This is a genomic window from Granulicella mallensis, from assembly GCF_014203225.1.
In the GTDB taxonomy this organism is placed as follows: Bacteria; Acidobacteriota; Terriglobia; order Terriglobales; family Acidobacteriaceae; genus Granulicella; species Granulicella mallensis_A.
On record NZ_JACHIO010000019.1, the window covers coordinates 65,119 to 80,857 of the forward strand.

Sequence of the window (15,739 nt, forward strand, 5' to 3'; positions counted from 1 at the left end):
CTGCCCAAAGGGTAAGTTTATCAGTTTGTGATGGGCTATGTGATTGCGGGCAGAAAGGGCGGGATTGGAGTCCTGAGGTGGTCGAAGGGCTCTCCGGATCAGCGGGCATTCCCTCCGTGGCTAAAGCCACATGGCGGAGAGCGGTGATGCGGCGGGACTAAAAGTCCCGCCCTTTCAAAACACCAATCGTGCCCTTTTACAACAGTGATTCGGCCCTTCAGAGCGGGTTATTGCTCCTTCGGGGCTCCGGGGATGTTGATGTCGAGCGTGGTCACCTTCCCGAGCCCGTCGAGCGGCGGCTGAATCTCGCTGGAGTTGCCCACTACAACAATGGCGAGCTTCTCCGGCTGAACATACTTCTGTGCGACGCGGGACACATCCGCTGAGGTTACGCGTTCAATCCCGGCACGATAGCGCTCCAGAAAGTCCGCGGGGTAGCCGTAGACGGCGAGCGTGACCTGCTCACTCAGCACCTTTTCGGGGGTGTCGTAGTGGAAGATGAAGGAGTTCAACAGATCGCTCTTGGCGCTGCGGAGTTCGTCCTCGGTGGGAGGATCGGTGCGCAGGCGGCGGACTTCGTCGAGCGTGGCTTTGGTAGCGGCCACGGTGCTGGAGCTCTTGGTGCCCAAGCCTACCGCGAAGAGTCCGGGGTGGTCATAGGCCGCGCCGAAGTTGCCGCCGACGTCGTAGGCCAATCCGAGCTTTGTGCGGACGTTCTGCACGACCCGCGAGCCGAAGCCGCCGGAGAAGACCTCGTTCATCACGCTGAGCGCATAGTAGTCGGGGTTGTCTTCCTGCGTGCCCAGTCCAACCATGTAGACATTGGATTGATCGACGTCGGCCTTGTTGGCGAAGTAAACGCCGGCTGGGGGCTCGGTGAACTCCACCTTGGCTGACTTGAGCTGGGTGCCACGCGGGAGGGGAGAGAAGGCTGCGCGCAGCTTCGCTTCCATGGCCTTGGCGTCGAAGTCTCCGATGACACCAACGATCAGGTTGCTGCCTATAAATGTCTTTTCGTGCCAGGTGCGAAGGTCTTCGAGGGTGACGGCAGAGACCGTGGCGAGCTCTTCGGAGCGGCCGTAGGGATTGGTCTTGCCATAGGCGATCTCGACGGCTTCGCGCTGGGCGATGCCGCTGGCGTCGTCGTTGCGCCGGAGGATGCCGCTGGCGAGGCTCTGCTTGGCGAGGTCCAACTTCTGCTGCTGGAAGGCGGGATGCTGGAGCAAATCCATGGCCACGCCGAAGACGCTGTCGAAGTCCTTCGCGAAGCTCGACCAGCTCAGGGACGTGGAGGCCTGGCCTCCGCCGGTCTCGACGGTTGCGGCCTTCGCGGCGAGCTGATCGTCCAGGGCGTCGCCGCTTGCGGTAGCGGTTCCGCTGGTGCGCCAGGCTTCTCCGTAGAGAGATACGAGTCCGACCTTGTCGGCTGGTTCGTCGCGACTGCCGCCACGTATGCGGATGAAGCCGTTCACGAACGGAAGCTCATGATCTTCTTCGAGGAAGAGTTGAACGCCGTTGGGTAGCTCCACCCTGATCGGCTGGACGGGTTTGAACTCATGCAGCGAAGGGATCGGGATGGCTTTCCAGGGCTCTTGAGGGGCTGGGGTCTGAGCGAAGGCGGTTGTGGAGAGGCCCGCAACGAGAGCAAGGGTAAGAAGGCGCGGAGTGAAGTTGGTCATTTCGCACCTCCATTGCCGGCCGCGACGGGCGTTGCGGTCGGCGCCTGGAAGTCGATGCGTGCGCTGGTGCGGTTGCTCTCGACGAACGTCTTGTTTGCGACGCGGCGGATGTCGGCCTTGGTGACGGCGTCGATCTTCGCAAGCTCCTGGAACATCACGCGCCAGTCTCCGAAGCTCGTCTGGTATTGGGCAAGCTGCGAAGCGAGGCCGGCGTTGTCGCCGAGGCCGCGCAGCAGGTCGGCGCGTGCGCGTGTCTTGAAGCGTTCGAGTTCGGCATCGCTGACATCGGTGGTCTTCAAAGTGTCGAGTTCCTTATGGATCGCCGTGCGCAGCTCATCCGAGGTGTGGCCGCGCTGGGGAAGGGCATAGAAAGCGAACAGGCCGGGAAACTTGTTGCCGGGGAAGCCGCTGAAGCCCTCTGCGACCAGCGCAATCTTCTGGTCGCGAACCAGACTGCGATAGAGGCGCGAGGTGCGGCCGTTGGAGAAGATGTCGGTGATGGCGTCGTAGACCGAGTCGTCGGGATCGCGGTAGTCCGGCTTGTGGTAGCCCTCGAGATAGATGGGCTGCGTGGCCTCGCGCAGAACCACGGTGCGCTCGGCGTGTTGCGGCGGCTCGATGGTGGTCAGCGGCTCAGGCTTGGGGCCAGCGGGGATGCGGCCAAAGTAACGCTCCAGCATGGGCAGCGCGGTCCTGGTGTCGAAGTCGCCGACTACGGCTACTACGATGTTCGCCGGAACGTAGTACTTGCTGTGAAACGCAGCGGCTTCGGTTGCGGTGACCTGGGTGATGTCGCTCTCCCAGCCGACGCCTGGGCGGCCGTAGGGATGTGCCATGTAGGCTGCGGCGAGGAACTCCTCGATGAGCCGGCCTTGTGACGAGGAGTCGATGCGCATGCGGCGCTCTTCGTTGACGACGTCGCGTTCCTTGTAGAACTCGCGCGCTACCGGCCAGCCGATACGGCCGGACTCCAGGTAGGCCCAGAGCTCGAGACGGTTGGAGGGCATGCTCCAGAAGTATTGCGTGGAGTCTTCAGCGGTTGAGGCGTTCAGGCCGACGGCGCCGTTCTCTTCGGCGATCTCTGAGAACTGATTAGGAATGACGTAGGTTTGCGCGGTCTTTACCGCGTCTTCAAAGGCCTGGTGCAGGCTTGAGAGACGCGCTTTATCCTGGCCTACAGGCTTGCGGAATTCGGTGTCGTAGGCGGCATAGGCTTGCTCCACCTTGTCGAGCGCGGCCTTTTCGGCGGGATAGTCGGTGGTGCCGACCTCCGTGGTGCCTTTGAAGGCGATGTGCTCGAACATGTGCGCGAGACCGCTCTGTCCGCCGGGATCGTCGGCGGAGCCGGCATCGACCAGCGTGTAGAAGCTGAAGACGGGGGCTTCGTGGCGCTCGCTTAGGACGAGAGTCAGGCCGTTGGGAAGCACCTTGACCGTGGTGTGGCTCTCCATCTGCTGCTCGTACTTGTCCTGTGCCTTGAGGCCTGGAAGGAACAGCAGGGTCACTGCGGCGAGAGTTGCTGTGCGTAAGACCTTGCTGCGCCATGGCTGGAGCTCGTGCGGGCGGAGTGCAGACGTAACCATCGAACCTCTTCCTCGAGATAGAACGCTTTGTGCATTCCGTTATCGGCGATTCTATTCATATGTCGGGGGATACACCAGTTTGATAGGCCGAAGAGTCTGGGGTCTTTGGGCTGTTGGGGCAATTGTGCCTGAAATAGAGAAGAGCGGTCGTTTGCTACCGCAAACGATACCCCCGACGCAGAGCGCGCTTCGAAGATTTGTGGGATTCGCTTGGCGTCTATACCCCACCCTGCCGCGCAAAGAACGCGCGTCGAGGATGGGGCACCCAGGTTGGTGGTTACATCTAAGAGAGCTACAACAGCTATCTCAGGAGCGTGCTTTTTTCGGAGACGCTTCGGTTGCGGCAGGTAGAGCTGTGGGCAGATCGGAGGGCTCCTGCCGGTTCTCGCCGGAGTCCGAGGCTGTTGCGTGTTCCATGAACCAGTCCTGCGCGCTGATGCGTTTGCCGCTGCCGGTTGCGCGGATGTAGGTTCCATCGGGCTGCATCAGGCGTGCCTTTACGTCATCCTTCAGGTAGGTTTCGAGGATCTCCTTGCGGAGTCTGTGCTTGCCGTTTTCATCGACGATGGGGAAGACGACCTCGCAACGCTCGTAGAGGTTACGCGGCATCCAGTCGGCGCTGCCGGCGTAGACCTCTTCGTGGCCTCCGTTGGCGAACCAGAAGATGCGGCTGTGCTCCAGGAAGCGGCCGATGATGGAGCGCACGCGAATCCGCTCGCTCAGGCCGGGAACACCGGGACGCAGAGCACACATGCCGCGCACGATCAGGTCGATTTCAACCCCGGCCTGCGACGCCGAGTAGAGAGCTTCGATCGTCTTGGTGTCGAGCAGGGCATTCATCTTGGCGATGATGTGCGCCTTGTGTCCCTTGCGCGCATGGGCCTCTTCACGGGCGATCAAGGCGAGCATGTCGTCGGCCAGCGTAACGGGAGCGACGAGCAGCGGGCGGTAGGTCTCGTGGCTGGCTTCCCAGTTGGCGGTCAGGTAACGGAAGACGCGCTGCATGGCTTCGGTCAGTTCGGGCCGCGCTGTCAGCAGGCTGATGTCGGTGTAGAAGCGTGCCGTCACGGGGTTGTAGTTGCCGGTACCCAGGTGCGCGTAGCTACGTACGACGCCATCGGGATCGCGCCGCCACAGCAAGGCCAGCTTGCAGTGCGTCTTGAGACCGTAGATACCGTGGAAGACCTGCACGCCGGCATCTTCGAGCTCGCGCGCCCAACGAATGTTGGAGGCTTCGTCAAAGCGGGCCATCAGCTCGACGACCACTGTTACGTCCTTGCTCTGCGCGGCTTCGGTGAGCGCGCGGAACATCGAGGAGTCGGCGCTGGTGCGATAGAGCGTCTGCTTCATCGAGATGACGCGCGGATCGTTGGTGCCTGCCGCGATGAACGCCTCGACGGTGTTGTAGCTGTCGTAGGGGTGATGCAGCAGGATGTCGCGCTTGCGCAGTTCGTCGAAGACGTCCCTGGCTTTGGGGCCGAGCTGGAGACGCCGTCCGTGGAACTCGGGGAACTTGAAGTCGGAGGTCTTGATCTCTTTGTAGAGATTCATCAGGCGGTTGATGTTGACGGGAGCCTGGGTGCGGAAGACCTGCCACTCTTCCAGCTCGAAGTTGATGCGCAGCCGCTCGGCGATTACATCCGCGGCGGTGGCGTCGATCTCCATGCGCACGACGTCGCCTTTGCGACGATTGTGAAGTTCGGCGGCGACGCTCTCGAGCACCGACCGGGCTTCTTCTTCCTGCATGTAGAGGTTGCTGTTGCGCGTGACGCGGAACGCTGCCCGCCCCAGGACCTCGTAGCCGCGGAACATGCGCTCGGAGTGTGCTTCGATCAGTTCATCGAGCAGCAGGTAGTTGCGCTGGCCGTCTCGTTCCGGCAGTACCACCAGGTCGGGCAGGGAGCGGGGAATGGTGATGACGCCGAGGACCTTGGGGCTGCGAACTCCGGCGCGGTTCTTGCGCTTGTGACGCAGCAGCAGCGCGAGGCAGAGCGCCTTATTGAGCACGCGCGGGAAGGGATGCGAGGGGTCCAGCGTAACGGGAGTAAGCAGGGGATCGACCTGATCGTGGAAGAAGCGCGCGGCGAAGAGGCGGTCCTCTTCGGTCATGTCCTTCCATTTCACGAGGTGAATATTGGCGGCTTCAAGCGCGGGGGCCAGGCGCTCGGTCCAGCACTGGTCCTGGTCGGCGGCGAAGCGGTGCAGCCAGTCGCGCAGACGGTCCATGCGCGCGTCCGAGGTGAGGCCGCCTTCGTCCGGCTTCTGGGGGAGGCCGAGGTCTTCTTCCATCTGCTGCAGGATGCCGGCAACACGGATCTCGAGGAACTCGTCCAGATTGCTGGCAGTGATGGCGAGAAACTTCAGGCGCTCCAGCAGCGGATTGGTGGCGTCGTCGGCCTCTTCCAGTACGCGGCGGTTGAACAGCAGCCAGCTCTCATCGCGGTTGATGTAGCGGCTGGGCGTCTTTGAAACATCGGCGGCTGGTGAAATCGGTTGTTCCACTGACTTCCTCACGCTTACTTGTTTTTTGGCGACTTTTCTCTGCTGGGCCATGTGTTGGATCAGGGTAGCGCACTCCAGTGATGGCAAATGTTAATAGTGGTTTGCAGTTGGGGAAACGAGCGGGCATGAATTTGCCAGATGAAGCCCGGATTGAGAGGCGATGCTGGTAAAGCCGCGTCTTCGGCGCTGTATTTTCGCTTGTTTATGCTGTATTGCCGCCTTTCCTATCCCTGCATGCCCTGGCTAATGCTTGCAGGCTCGCGTGGTGAAGCGCCAATCCACAAGACGAGAAGCGACACTTGCAGGTATCTTGGAGACCAAGGGAACATTAAGTTCCGGGTTACCGCATCTTTCAAGGAGAAATCTCAATGACAAAAATTATGATCGCCGGAGTTGCTTTAACTGCTGCTCTCTCGCTCGGCCTCGCTCAGGCGCAGACGGTTGGGCAGGACCTGAAAGATGCCGGCCACGATACGGCTCATGCCACCAAGTCGGTAGCGCACGACACCGCCCACGGAACCAAGGTCGCCGCGCGGGACACGGAGCACGGCACGAAGGTGGCTGCGCACGACACGGCTCATGGGACCAGGGTCGCTACACATAAGACCGTTCGCGTTACCAAGAGGAGTGCTCACAAGACCGCCGAGGGAACGCGCACCGTGGCCCACAAGGTTGAAGGCAAGCCGGATACGCATGTCGAAGAACATCACGACACGCACTAATCGTAGCCAAGCTTCATAAATGAAACGCCCAGCCGTAGTTGACGGCTGGGCATTTTTCTTGCGCCACGGGTATCGTCTCGCCGTCAACAGTGGCACAAGTGACGAGCGGCCAATTAGTGACACGTTGCTGCTATGTCCTGAAGATAAGCAGCTGATTGGAGAGCGATCTCGTGAGAAGTGATGGGAATCGTAATGGTATCGACTGTCTGATCGAAATCTAACAAACCGTTGAGGGTTCTGGTTTCTTTAATTGCAGGCTTTGCAGTTTTTATACGAAGCCATTGAAGGTTGCAGAACTTATCCTCTTCACAGGTAGCGCCGGTATAGTTCTGTAGCTGATTGGGCCTTCCTATGGGGGAATCGGCCTGTAAACTCTCAACATTCATCAGGTTCAGTTGATAGGTGTAGCGATAGGTAAAGGATCGTTGTTCTTCAAGGAATGCCCTTTTACCGGCAGGTTCTTGTTTTTGCGCTACTTCGGAGTATTTGTCCTGAACTACAACGTTAATTTGTAAGTCGCAGCCGTGTAATGTAACCGACTCTATATGGAGATAGAGGGTTCCTGAATACCCAACGACTTTATTCTCGTCGTCGATGTAGCGTTGAACATAAGTGAGAACCGAGTGGCGTGTCGTTTCTGCGGCTAAGGCCTTGATCGTATCTTGCTGGTCTGATGATTGTGAGTAGAGTGCGTTATCAAAGGCTATAAAGGCAATGAGTGCCAACTTATTCCGAGTGATGAATCTACGCTTGCTCATCCAGTTCCGCGCCTCGTTGCAGACTCAGTATCTACCTGTTACTTAGCCGTGATCGCGGCTAAGTAACAGGTGGTTCGTAAGAGTTTGGCGAAGCTATCCCAGCGTTGGCATCGTTGTGTCGACACCGGTGCGGATACCTGTCGGCCAGCGTGCTGTCACGGTCTTGATGCGGGTGTAGAAACGCACGCCCTCGGGGCCGTGCACTGCGTGGTCGCCGAAGAGGGAACGCTTCCATCCGCCGAAGCTGTGGAAGGCCATCGGCACGGGGATCGGCACGTTGATGCCGACCATGCCCGCCTGCACGCGCCGCGCGAAGTCGCGGGCGGTGTCGCCGTCGCGAGTGAACAGGGCTGTGCCGTTGCCGAACTCGTGATCGTTGATGAGCTGCAGCGCTGTCTCGAAGTTGTTGACGCGCACTACACCCAGCACCGGTCCGAAGATCTCTTCCTTGTAGATCCGCATCTCGGGCTTAACGTGATCGAAGAGGCAGGCGCCGAGAAAGAAGCCGTCGCCCTGGGGTAGGGCACCCTGACGTCCATCGACGACGAGCTCCGCGCCTTCGGTGATGCCAAGTTTGACGTAGCTTGTCACCTTGTCGAGATGGGCCTTCGTTACCAGTGGGCCGAGATCGGCCTCGCCTGAGGGCGCGTCCTGAGCTCCGTCGCCTACACGCAGATCGGAGATGCGGGTTTTGAGCTTTTCGATCAGCGTGTCGGCGGTCTGGTGGCCGACGGTTACAGCAATGCTGATCGCCATGCAGCGCTCACCCGCCGAGCCATAAGCTGCACCGGCGAGGGCGTCGGCGGCCTGGTCGAGATCGGCATCGGGCATCACGATCATGTGGTTCTTTGCTCCGCCGAGAGCCTGGACGCGCTTGCCGTGCTTTGTGCCTTCGCGATAGACGTACTCCGCAATGGGCGTAGAACCGACGAAGCTGACGGCTTGAATCGTGGGATGGGCGAGGATCGCGTCGACGGCGGATTTGTCTCCGTGCACGACGCTGAAGACGCCATCGGGAAGGCCGGCTTCCTTGAGCATCTCAGCCAGGAGAATCGAGGCACTGGGATCGCGTTCGCTGGGCTTCAGTACAAAGGTATTACCGCACGCCAGGGCGATGGGGAACATCCACATAGGTACCATCGCGGGGAAGTTGAACGGCGTAATGCCGGCGACGACGCCAAGCGGTTGCCGCATCGACCAGCTATCGATTCCGATGCCAACCTGCTCGGTGAACTCGCCCTTGAGAAGCTGCGGAATCCCGGTAGCGAATTCGACGACTTCGAGACCGCGTGTGGCCTCTCCCTTGGCATCGGAGAAGACCTTGCCATGCTCGCGATTGAGAAGGGCGGCTACTTCGTCCAGGCGGCGCTCGTAGATCTCGCGGAAACGGAAGAGCACGCGGGCGCGGCGCAGCGGCGGAGACGAAGACCACTCTGGAAAGGCGGCAGCAGCGGCCTGCACGGCTTTGTCGACCTCGGTATCGGAGGCGAGGGGAACGTGGGCCTGCACCTGGCCGGAGGCGGGGTGGTACACGTCGGCGAAACGGCCTGACGTGCCGCGAACGGCAGTGCCGGAGATCCAGTGGGTGATCTCACGGATGTCGATGGTGGAAGACCTGGTCGGGAGGGGCGATGCAATGGCGGCGGACATGGGGTTCTCCTTGCGGGAAGAAACCAACATCGTAACAGGAAGAGGTTTCTTTGGTGTTTTGTGTAGTGATGTTGCTACATTTGCTAAGCCTCACGCCTCATCAAAACTTGCAGGATCGAGCTTCTGACGAGTCGTCAGCATCGCCTTCCATGGATCGTTGCGGAGTCGCGAGCGCCATTCGTCGAAGTTCTTGACGGAGTACACGGGACGCTCTGGGAGCTTCAACGCCGACCACGGCAGGGGCAACGAAACATGCGCTCCGGCGCGGGCGCGGGGTGAGTAGGGAGCGACCGCCGTTGCCCCGCGTTCATTGCGCAGGTAGTCGAGATAGATCTTTCCCTTGCGCGCGGACTTGGTCATCTTCGTCAGATAAAGCGTGGGATTCTCTCTTTCCATGCTCTCGACGAACTTGTGAGCCAGCGCTTTGAGCTGTGGCCAATCCAACTCGGGCTGGATGGGAGCGATGACGTGTAATCCCTTGCCGCCGGTGGTCTTTAGAAAGCTTTCGAGGCCCGCCTTCTTCAGGCGCTTGCGAACCTCTGCCGCTGCGTCGCAGAGAGTTGACCATGGCAGTGATTCATCCGGATCGAGGTCGAAGATCAACCGGTCAGGATGTTCGAGATCGTCGTTGCGCGAGCCCCACGGATGCACTTCCAGCACGCCCATCTGCGCCAGGTTGATGAGTGCCTCCGCTGTGTTGAGCGTGATGTCGGGCTCCGGCTCGCCGGTCTTTTTATTCGGAACGTCGATGCCTCCGACACCCGGTGGCAGCATGTGATTGACGTGCTTCTGGAAGAAACAGGGTTTGCCCGTGCCCTCGGGGCAGCGCACAAGGCTGAGGGGCCGGTCGGCGATGTGCGGCAACATGTGCTCGGCGACACCCTGATAGAACGCGGATAGATCCGCCTTGGTGAGGCCGCTTTCAGCGTCGAGGGTCTTGTCCGGATGGGTGAGACGTATCGAAGCTGTTGTTGCCGTTTTCGTCGCTGTCTTGGCGGCGAGGGGAACGGTTGTTCGATGCGTTGCTGCTATCTTTGTTGCGCGCTTCGATGTGCCCTTGGGTTGGGGTGCGACGGTCGCTTCTTCCCTTTGAACTTCCCTGGCGGGTTTGTCTTCGCGCAGTCCGAGAAACGCGGCTTGACGGACGAGATTGTCAGCCGTCCAGGTGGCAAACCGGACCTGCGCAACAAGCTTGGGTTTCACCCAGATAGCATCTCTGCGCGCATCTACGGGAACTCTGGAGAAGGGCGGGGAACTGGCTTCGAGATCACCAAGTTGTTTGCGCAAGGTGCGCTTTGTCTTTTGCGTAAAGCCTGTGCCCGTGCGGCCTGAATAGATCAGCTTATCGTCACGGTAGTAGCCCAGTAGCAGGGAACCAATGCGGTCCGGGCCTTCGGAGGATAGCGTGTAGCCACCGATGACAAACTCCTGCTCGCGAAGACATTTGGACTTGAGCCATTCCCCGCTGCGGCCGGAGGAGTAGGTTGAAGCGGCCCACTTGGAGACAATGCCTTCGGCATGAAGCTCGCAGGCCTGGTGGAACATGGATTCGCCGTCGGTCTCGATATGCTCGCTCAGTTGAACAGAGCCGATGCCTGCACCAAGAATCTCCGCCAGCAAGGCTTTGCGTTCGCGCAGGCTCAGACCCCGGGTGTTGCGGCCGTTGAGGTGCAGCAGGTCGAAGCAGAAGTAGGTCAGGGGATGCTTCTCGCCATCCTGAAACGATGCCTGGAGATTGGCGAAGCTGGTCGTGCCGTTTTCGCTGACCACGACCACCTCGCCATCGAGCGTTGCATTCTCTACGGGCAGCTTCGCAATGTCCTTTGCGATAGCGGACATGCGGTGGGTCCAATCGAGTCCCTTGCGCGTGAGGAGCTGCACGTCGCTGCCGGATTTGCGCGCCTGGATGCGATAGCCGTCGAGCTTCAGCTCATGCAGCCAGCCATCTTTTCCGGGAGGCCCTGTGGCCTCAAGAGCAAGCTGCGGCGAGAGAAACGCAGGTTGTGTCTCCCTGGGTAGATCTTTGAGCGCAGCGTCGTTCTTTGCCTTTGACGATCTCGGGGATTGCACCTTTTTTTCTGGTGCAGCGGGTTCCTGTCGATGCCAGGCCTTGCCGCGTGCCGTGTCCTTGGAGTTCCAGACGTGGTCTTCCTGTCCTGCGATCTGGTCCAGCGTGCGGCCAGTCACGGCGGAGTCGGGTGCTTCATCGGTGATGGTTGGATCGTCCTTGCCGCGTTCGAACTCGTCGTGCTCCTTGATGAGCAGCCAGTTCGGCTTGCGCTCGTTGGCGGCTTTGCCACCCATGCGCACGAGCGTCCACTTGCCCTTCATCTTTGTGCCATGCATCACGAACTTCAGACTGCCTTCGCGCAGACCTTCATCGATATCTTCGTGCCCGGGCTGCGGCTCCCATGTGCCCTGGTCCCACACCATGACGGTGCCGCCGCCGTACTGTCCTTTGGGGATGATGCCCTCGAAGCCGCCGTACTCCATCGGATGGTCTTCTACCTGCACGGCGAGCCGGCGATCGCCGGTGAAGTAGCTGGGGCCTTTCGCGACCGCCCAGCTCTTGAGCACGCCGTTCCAGCCAAGGCGGAAGTCATAATGCAAGTGGCTGGCCGCGTGCTTTTGAATCACGAAGGGAAGGCTGGAGGCTTTGGCTTTTGTAGATTTACTCTTGCCGCTAGGTTCGTCGGTGACCTTGAAGTCGCGCATCTCGCGATAACGCGCAAGCTGCTCGTCGACGGCATCCGCCGCCGAGGCGCGTGTCTTATGCGGGGTCTTCTTTGCGGCTGTTTTTTTGCTGGCTGACTTCCGCGATGTGGCTTTTTTTGTTGGCGCCATCACGAGCCTCCTATGCCGATTTCCGCTTTGGTGTCGCCTTCGATTTCGCTGCGTGGTGCGTCTGCTTCTTCACGGCTCCCTTCACCAGCGCGAGGCCGTGCTTCTTAGCGGCCGTCTTCTTTGCAGGCTGGCTGTCCCCGCTGACGCTCTTGCGCAAGGCGTCCATCAGGTTGATCACCTTGCCCTTGGCGGGTGCAGGAGATTCCTCGCGTGGAACCGGAGCATGTTTCAGCTTGGCCTCTACGAGCTCCTTTACTGCGACTTCATAACCATCGACGAACTTCGAGGGATCGAAGGGCTTGGCCTTGCGCTTGATGAGCTCTTTTGCCAGTGCGAGGGAGTCGCTGGAGACCTTGGTCTTCTTGATGTCCTGGAAGTATTCGGCGGGGTCACGCAGTTCGGCTGCATAGCGCATGGTGTACGCCATCATGCCGCCGTGGGCCTCTGAACCTGCCGGGACGATGGCGACAACGTGCTCGCGACCGCCGAAGGCAATCTTGGAGATCGCGGCCTTGCCGGTGTCTTCCAGTGCCTGGCGGACCGTGGTGAAGGCCTCGGTTTGTGCGTCGTTTTCCGGAACGACGAAGTAGGGTTTCTCGAAGAACTCCGGAGGCAGTTGCTCGCGATCGACGAACTGCGTGACCTCCATAGTGTGCTTGGAAGGTACGCGAAGATGTTCGAGCTCTTCGGGTTCGATGGTGACGTACTGGCCCTTGCTGTACTCGTAGCCTTTGACGATCTGGCTGCGTTCGACGACTTCGTCGGAGTCGGCGGCTTCATCCGGATCGTTTTCTATCGCGCTTGCCAGCACCTTCTGATGTCTGACACGCTCGCCGGTTTTACGGTCGATCTGATGGAAGTGAATATCGCTCTTTGCTTCCGTTGCGACGAAGAGCTTCACGCCGAAAGACACCAGCGAGATCTGTATCTGTCCGCTCCAATAAGGACGAGCCATAGCTGCACCTCAGGCAAGGTTCACCACTAAAGTGAGAGTGCGTGGCCGGACTGTGGGATGTATCGGGAGCGCGAGGCTTGTGGCTTCGGTCATTCCGGCCCAGGGTCGGCTGTCAGCCCAGACAGCAGATTCCCTGCGGGAATGACAACAAGAAAGGCAAAGACAAAAGCAGATGCGTTTTTAGGCGAAGCGCAGGCTTACGCTGCCCATGGTCGAGAAGACTACGTCCACGGCTGAACCTGCTGAGGCCTGGGTGTTGCCGGTCCACGATCCTGTCGTGATCCATTGGCCTTTGCGCAGGCCGCCGGTGCGGGCTGCGCCTTCGTTTGCCAGCCAGGGGAGTAGCTTTACCAGGTCTCCCGAGGTGTTCGAACCGGTGCGTTCGACGCGAATGACGCCGTCGACCGCCAGCGTGACCTTTTCGGTGTTGAAGTCGACCGTCTTCCAGTTGTCGAACGCAGGGCCGTAGATAAAACCTCCGTGCATCTGCAGATCCGCAAGCGTGGAGTTACGGTCGGCTTTGGTCGAATCGCTCAGCCCGGGTTCGAGGACTTCGATCACGGGGTGGCACGAGGCCATGGCTGCCACAGCTTCCTCGCGCGAGTACGGTGTGGCGCGTGGCGGCAGGTCTTCGCCCACGAGAAACGCGATCTCCGCCTCAAGTCCGCGATACCACCGGTTGCCGTTGAGTTCGCTGCCGTTGGCAGCGATCCACTGCGCGGGCATGGGGGCGTACATCGGAGTGGCCTCGGGAGTCGGTGCGCCGATCTTCCAGCCGCCGATCTCGCCGTAGGCTGCGGCGATCATGTCCTGAACGGCATAGACCTCGTCGAGATTGGTTGGACGAAGCTCTTCCGGCAGATCGGCGATCGGGGTATTGGTACGCCGTGCGTCGAGCAGCAGGTTGGCTGCAGCTTCCAGTTGGTTCTCGCGGTCTCCGGTCATTGCTTTCTCCTACACTGTTTCCAGTTTGTATGATGGCGGGCGTGCCCGTCACGTCGTCCAGTAGCGTTACTCGCCGAGCATGAACCGCTGTACGCGGCTGGCGCGGCCAGTGCCGCCGTCGCACTCGATCAGCGTCGCGCACATCTTCGGGTTGCCCTTTGCCGGCTCAAACTTGCCCGGCATGCCGGTGAGAAAGCGCTTCAGTACCAGCTCGGTCTCGACGCCGATCACCGAGTCGTACGGGCCGGACATGCCGACGTCGCTCTGGTACGCTGTTCCTCCGGGGAGCACGCGCTCGTCCGCGGTGGGGATGTGAGTGTGGGTGCCGAGCACGGCTGTCACGCGGCCGTCGAGATACCAGCCCAGCGCGACCTTCTCGCTGGTCGCTTCGCCGTGTACGTCGAGCAGGATGACCTTGGCGGTGATCTGGCTGAGCAGTTCGTCGGCCTTGCGGAACGGGTCGTCGCACGAGGACATGAAGACACGGCCCTGCAGGTTCATCACGGCGTACTCCTGGCCGTTGGGAAGCGAGCCCTGGTAGAAGCCGAAGCCCGGGGTGCCGACCGCGTAGTTTGCGGGGCGAAGTACACGGCGTCCGCGCACGTGGGAGTCGGCGGGAACGGTCATGTACTCGAAGATTTCCTTCTTGTCCCAGATATGGTTGCCGGTGGTGATGACGTGCGCGCCGAGGTCGAAGAGCTCTTCGGCGATCGACGGCGTGATGCCGAAGCCTCCGGCGGAGTTTTCGCCGTTGATGACCAGCAGATCGACCGAGTTGGACTCGATGACGTGGGGAAGATGTTCGCGGATGATGTGGCGACCGGGCGAGCCAAAGACGTCGCCTACAAAGAGAATATTCACTGCATGAGTCTACAGCCTCGGGGTGAGGGAAGTATGCTGGGTGCATGATCGATATGCAGTACAACTTCCCTTTGTTGCCGGGGCAGCCGGGACAGTGGCGCGAACGTCTGCGGGCGGCGGTGGATGCCCTGGACGAGAACAACTTTAATGAAATGCGCCCGACCTATCGCAGCAACCAGACAGCGCTCACGAACGCCGGAGCCAGGTGGATGGGAACGCCGCCGGAGCGGACATTTCTGACCGAGGGCGGGCACCACGGCAGCTTGCTCTCGCTGATGGTCAGTGGGCTGGCGGGGCAGACGATTGCTGTAGACGCAGCGGCCTACACGGGAGCTCTGGTGCAGGCACGTGCGATGCGGTGTCCGCTGATAGGCTGTGCCGTGGATGATGAAGGCATGGTTGCGGAGAGCCTGCGGGAGCATTGTGCTGCCGAGGGGAACTGTGTAGCTGCGATCTATGTGACCCCGACAGTGCATAATCCGCTGGGGTGTGTGGCCTCGCTGGCACGACGCGAGGCTCTGGTGGCTGTAGCGAGAGAGTTTGATCTGCTGATCGTCGAGGACGATGCGTACGGCTATATGGAACCGGATGCTCCGCCAACGCTGGCGAAGCTCGCGCCGGAGCGCACGTTCTATGTGCGAGGGCTGAGTAAGAGCTATGCTCCTGGGGCGCGGACGGGATTTCTGGTGGTTCCGGAGCGGTTTATTCCGGGGTTGTCGGCCGCGATCATGAATTCGGCTACGGGGTCTTCGCTGGTGCATAACCGCGCAGCAGTGTCGTTGATCGAGGACGGGACGCTGGACCGCGTGATTGCGGAAAAGAATGTAGAAGGCGCGCGCCGCAATGCGGCGGCACGCTCGTTACTAGGGGATCGCTGCTGGGCGGGGGCTCGCGCAGCCTGGCATCTGTGGGTGAACCTTCCTTCGCATACGACGCCGCAATGGTTTGAGCAGCGCATGGCTGAGCGAGAGGTAGCGATCAGCGGAGGCAACTGGTTTGCGACGAGCAAGGATGCGCCGAATGGTTTTCGCATCGCTCTGGGCGGGGAAGTGGATGCAGAAAGAGCGCTGGAAGGCGTGGCGAGGGTAGCGGAGGAGTTAGATCGGCTTTCGTAGCCGGCGCAGGAGGGAACATCCCGAAGCTGCTCTATCTGTAGCTTTTGGATTGATTTATCGCTGGGCTGGGCTTCTGAGGTTTTTATGCTGTGAGTTGCGAGCTACGAGTTTCGAGATGCGAGTTT

Annotated in this window: 11 protein-coding genes; 2 read left to right on the top strand and 9 right to left on the bottom strand. The window is 60.4% G+C overall.

All coding sequences use genetic code 11. The features are described 5' to 3' along the window. Positions 1-227 precede the first annotated feature (227 nt). From HDF15_RS19785 to ppk1, 3 genes are all read right to left on the bottom strand, one after another. The gene (locus HDF15_RS19785; RefSeq protein WP_184258691.1) at positions 228-1,679 is read right to left on the bottom strand and encodes a pitrilysin family protein; all 1,452 of its coding nucleotides are present in this window, start codon (positions 1,677-1,679) and stop codon (positions 228-230) included. Next, positions 1,676-3,262, bottom strand: coding sequence for a pitrilysin family protein (locus tag HDF15_RS19790; RefSeq protein ID WP_184258693.1), 1,587 nt, complete (start codon positions 3,260-3,262; stop codon positions 1,676-1,678). Before HDF15_RS19790 ends, HDF15_RS19785 begins: the two co-directional genes overlap by 4 nt. 306 nt (positions 3,263-3,568) lie before the next feature. Further along, the gene (gene ppk1 / locus HDF15_RS19795; RefSeq protein ID WP_184258695.1) at positions 3,569-5,815 is read right to left on the bottom strand and encodes a polyphosphate kinase 1; all 2,247 of its coding nucleotides are present in this window, start codon (positions 5,813-5,815) and stop codon (positions 3,569-3,571) included. A gap of 317 nt (positions 5,816-6,132) precedes the next feature. On the opposite strand from ppk1, the gene HDF15_RS19800 reads away from it, so the two are divergent. Further along, positions 6,133-6,486, top strand: a complete 354-nt coding sequence (locus HDF15_RS19800; protein ID WP_184258697.1) for a hypothetical protein — start codon at positions 6,133-6,135, stop codon at positions 6,484-6,486. A 113-nt stretch (positions 6,487-6,599) separates the two neighbouring features. Here HDF15_RS19800 and HDF15_RS19805 read toward each other — a convergent pair whose 3' ends face one another. From HDF15_RS19805 to HDF15_RS19830, 6 genes are all read right to left on the bottom strand, one after another. After that, a complete protein-coding gene (locus HDF15_RS19805; protein ID WP_184258699.1) occupies positions 6,600-7,244 on the bottom strand; it encodes a hypothetical protein in 645 nt (214 codons plus the stop codon). A gap of 93 nt (positions 7,245-7,337) precedes the next feature. After that, positions 7,338-8,894 (bottom strand): CoA-acylating methylmalonate-semialdehyde dehydrogenase, encoded by a 1,557-nt coding sequence (locus tag HDF15_RS19810; RefSeq protein WP_184258701.1) that lies wholly within the window; start codon positions 8,892-8,894, stop codon positions 7,338-7,340. Positions 8,895-8,984: 90 nt separating this feature from the next. Then, on the bottom strand, positions 8,985-11,738 hold the full coding sequence (gene ligD, locus HDF15_RS19815) for a DNA ligase D (protein WP_184258703.1): 2,754 nt from the start codon (positions 11,736-11,738) through the stop codon (positions 8,985-8,987). A 10-nt stretch (positions 11,739-11,748) separates the two neighbouring features. Next, positions 11,749-12,693, bottom strand: a complete 945-nt coding sequence (locus HDF15_RS19820; protein ID WP_184258705.1) for a Ku protein — start codon at positions 12,691-12,693, stop codon at positions 11,749-11,751. A gap of 180 nt (positions 12,694-12,873) precedes the next feature. Further along, positions 12,874-13,638, bottom strand: a complete 765-nt coding sequence (locus HDF15_RS19825) for a 2-keto-4-pentenoate hydratase (protein WP_184258706.1) — start codon at positions 13,636-13,638, stop codon at positions 12,874-12,876. A 66-nt stretch (positions 13,639-13,704) separates the two neighbouring features. Next, the gene (locus tag HDF15_RS19830) at positions 13,705-14,499 is read right to left on the bottom strand and encodes a TIGR00282 family metallophosphoesterase (RefSeq protein ID WP_184258708.1); all 795 of its coding nucleotides are present in this window, start codon (positions 14,497-14,499) and stop codon (positions 13,705-13,707) included. 44 nt (positions 14,500-14,543) lie between these two features. Here HDF15_RS19830 and HDF15_RS19835 point away from each other — a divergent pair, with 44 nt between their 5' ends. After that, the gene (locus HDF15_RS19835) at positions 14,544-15,614 is read left to right on the top strand and encodes a PLP-dependent aminotransferase family protein (protein ID WP_184258710.1); all 1,071 of its coding nucleotides are present in this window, start codon (positions 14,544-14,546) and stop codon (positions 15,612-15,614) included. Positions 15,615-15,739 lie beyond the last annotated feature (125 nt).

What these genes read in the sequence shown, in the direction of transcription:
- HDF15_RS19790 (WP_184258693.1), bottom strand. Translation starts at nt 3,262, where the DNA reads ATGGTTACGTCTGCACTCCGCCCGCACGAGCTCCAGCCATGGCGCAGC.
- ppk1 (WP_184258695.1), bottom strand. Translation starts at nt 5,815, where the DNA reads ATGGCCCAGCAGAGAAAAGTCGCCAAAAAACAAGTAAGCGTGAGGAAG.
- HDF15_RS19785 (WP_184258691.1), bottom strand. Translation starts at nt 1,679, where the DNA reads ATGACCAACTTCACTCCGCGCCTTCTTACCCTTGCTCTCGTTGCGGGC.
- HDF15_RS19820 (WP_184258705.1), bottom strand. Translation starts at nt 12,693, where the DNA reads ATGGCTCGTCCTTATTGGAGCGGACAGATACAGATCTCGCTGGTGTCT.
- HDF15_RS19805 (WP_184258699.1), bottom strand. Translation starts at nt 7,244, where the DNA reads ATGAGCAAGCGTAGATTCATCACTCGGAATAAGTTGGCACTCATTGCC.
- HDF15_RS19835 (WP_184258710.1), top strand. Translation starts at nt 14,544, where the DNA reads ATGATCGATATGCAGTACAACTTCCCTTTGTTGCCGGGGCAGCCGGGA.
- HDF15_RS19825 (WP_184258706.1), bottom strand. Translation starts at nt 13,638, where the DNA reads ATGACCGGAGACCGCGAGAACCAACTGGAAGCTGCAGCCAACCTGCTG.
- HDF15_RS19810 (WP_184258701.1), bottom strand. Translation starts at nt 8,894, where the DNA reads ATGTCCGCCGCCATTGCATCGCCCCTCCCGACCAGGTCTTCCACCATC.
- HDF15_RS19800 (WP_184258697.1), top strand. Translation starts at nt 6,133, where the DNA reads ATGACAAAAATTATGATCGCCGGAGTTGCTTTAACTGCTGCTCTCTCG.
- ligD (WP_184258703.1), bottom strand. Translation starts at nt 11,738, where the DNA reads ATGGCGCCAACAAAAAAAGCCACATCGCGGAAGTCAGCCAGCAAAAAA.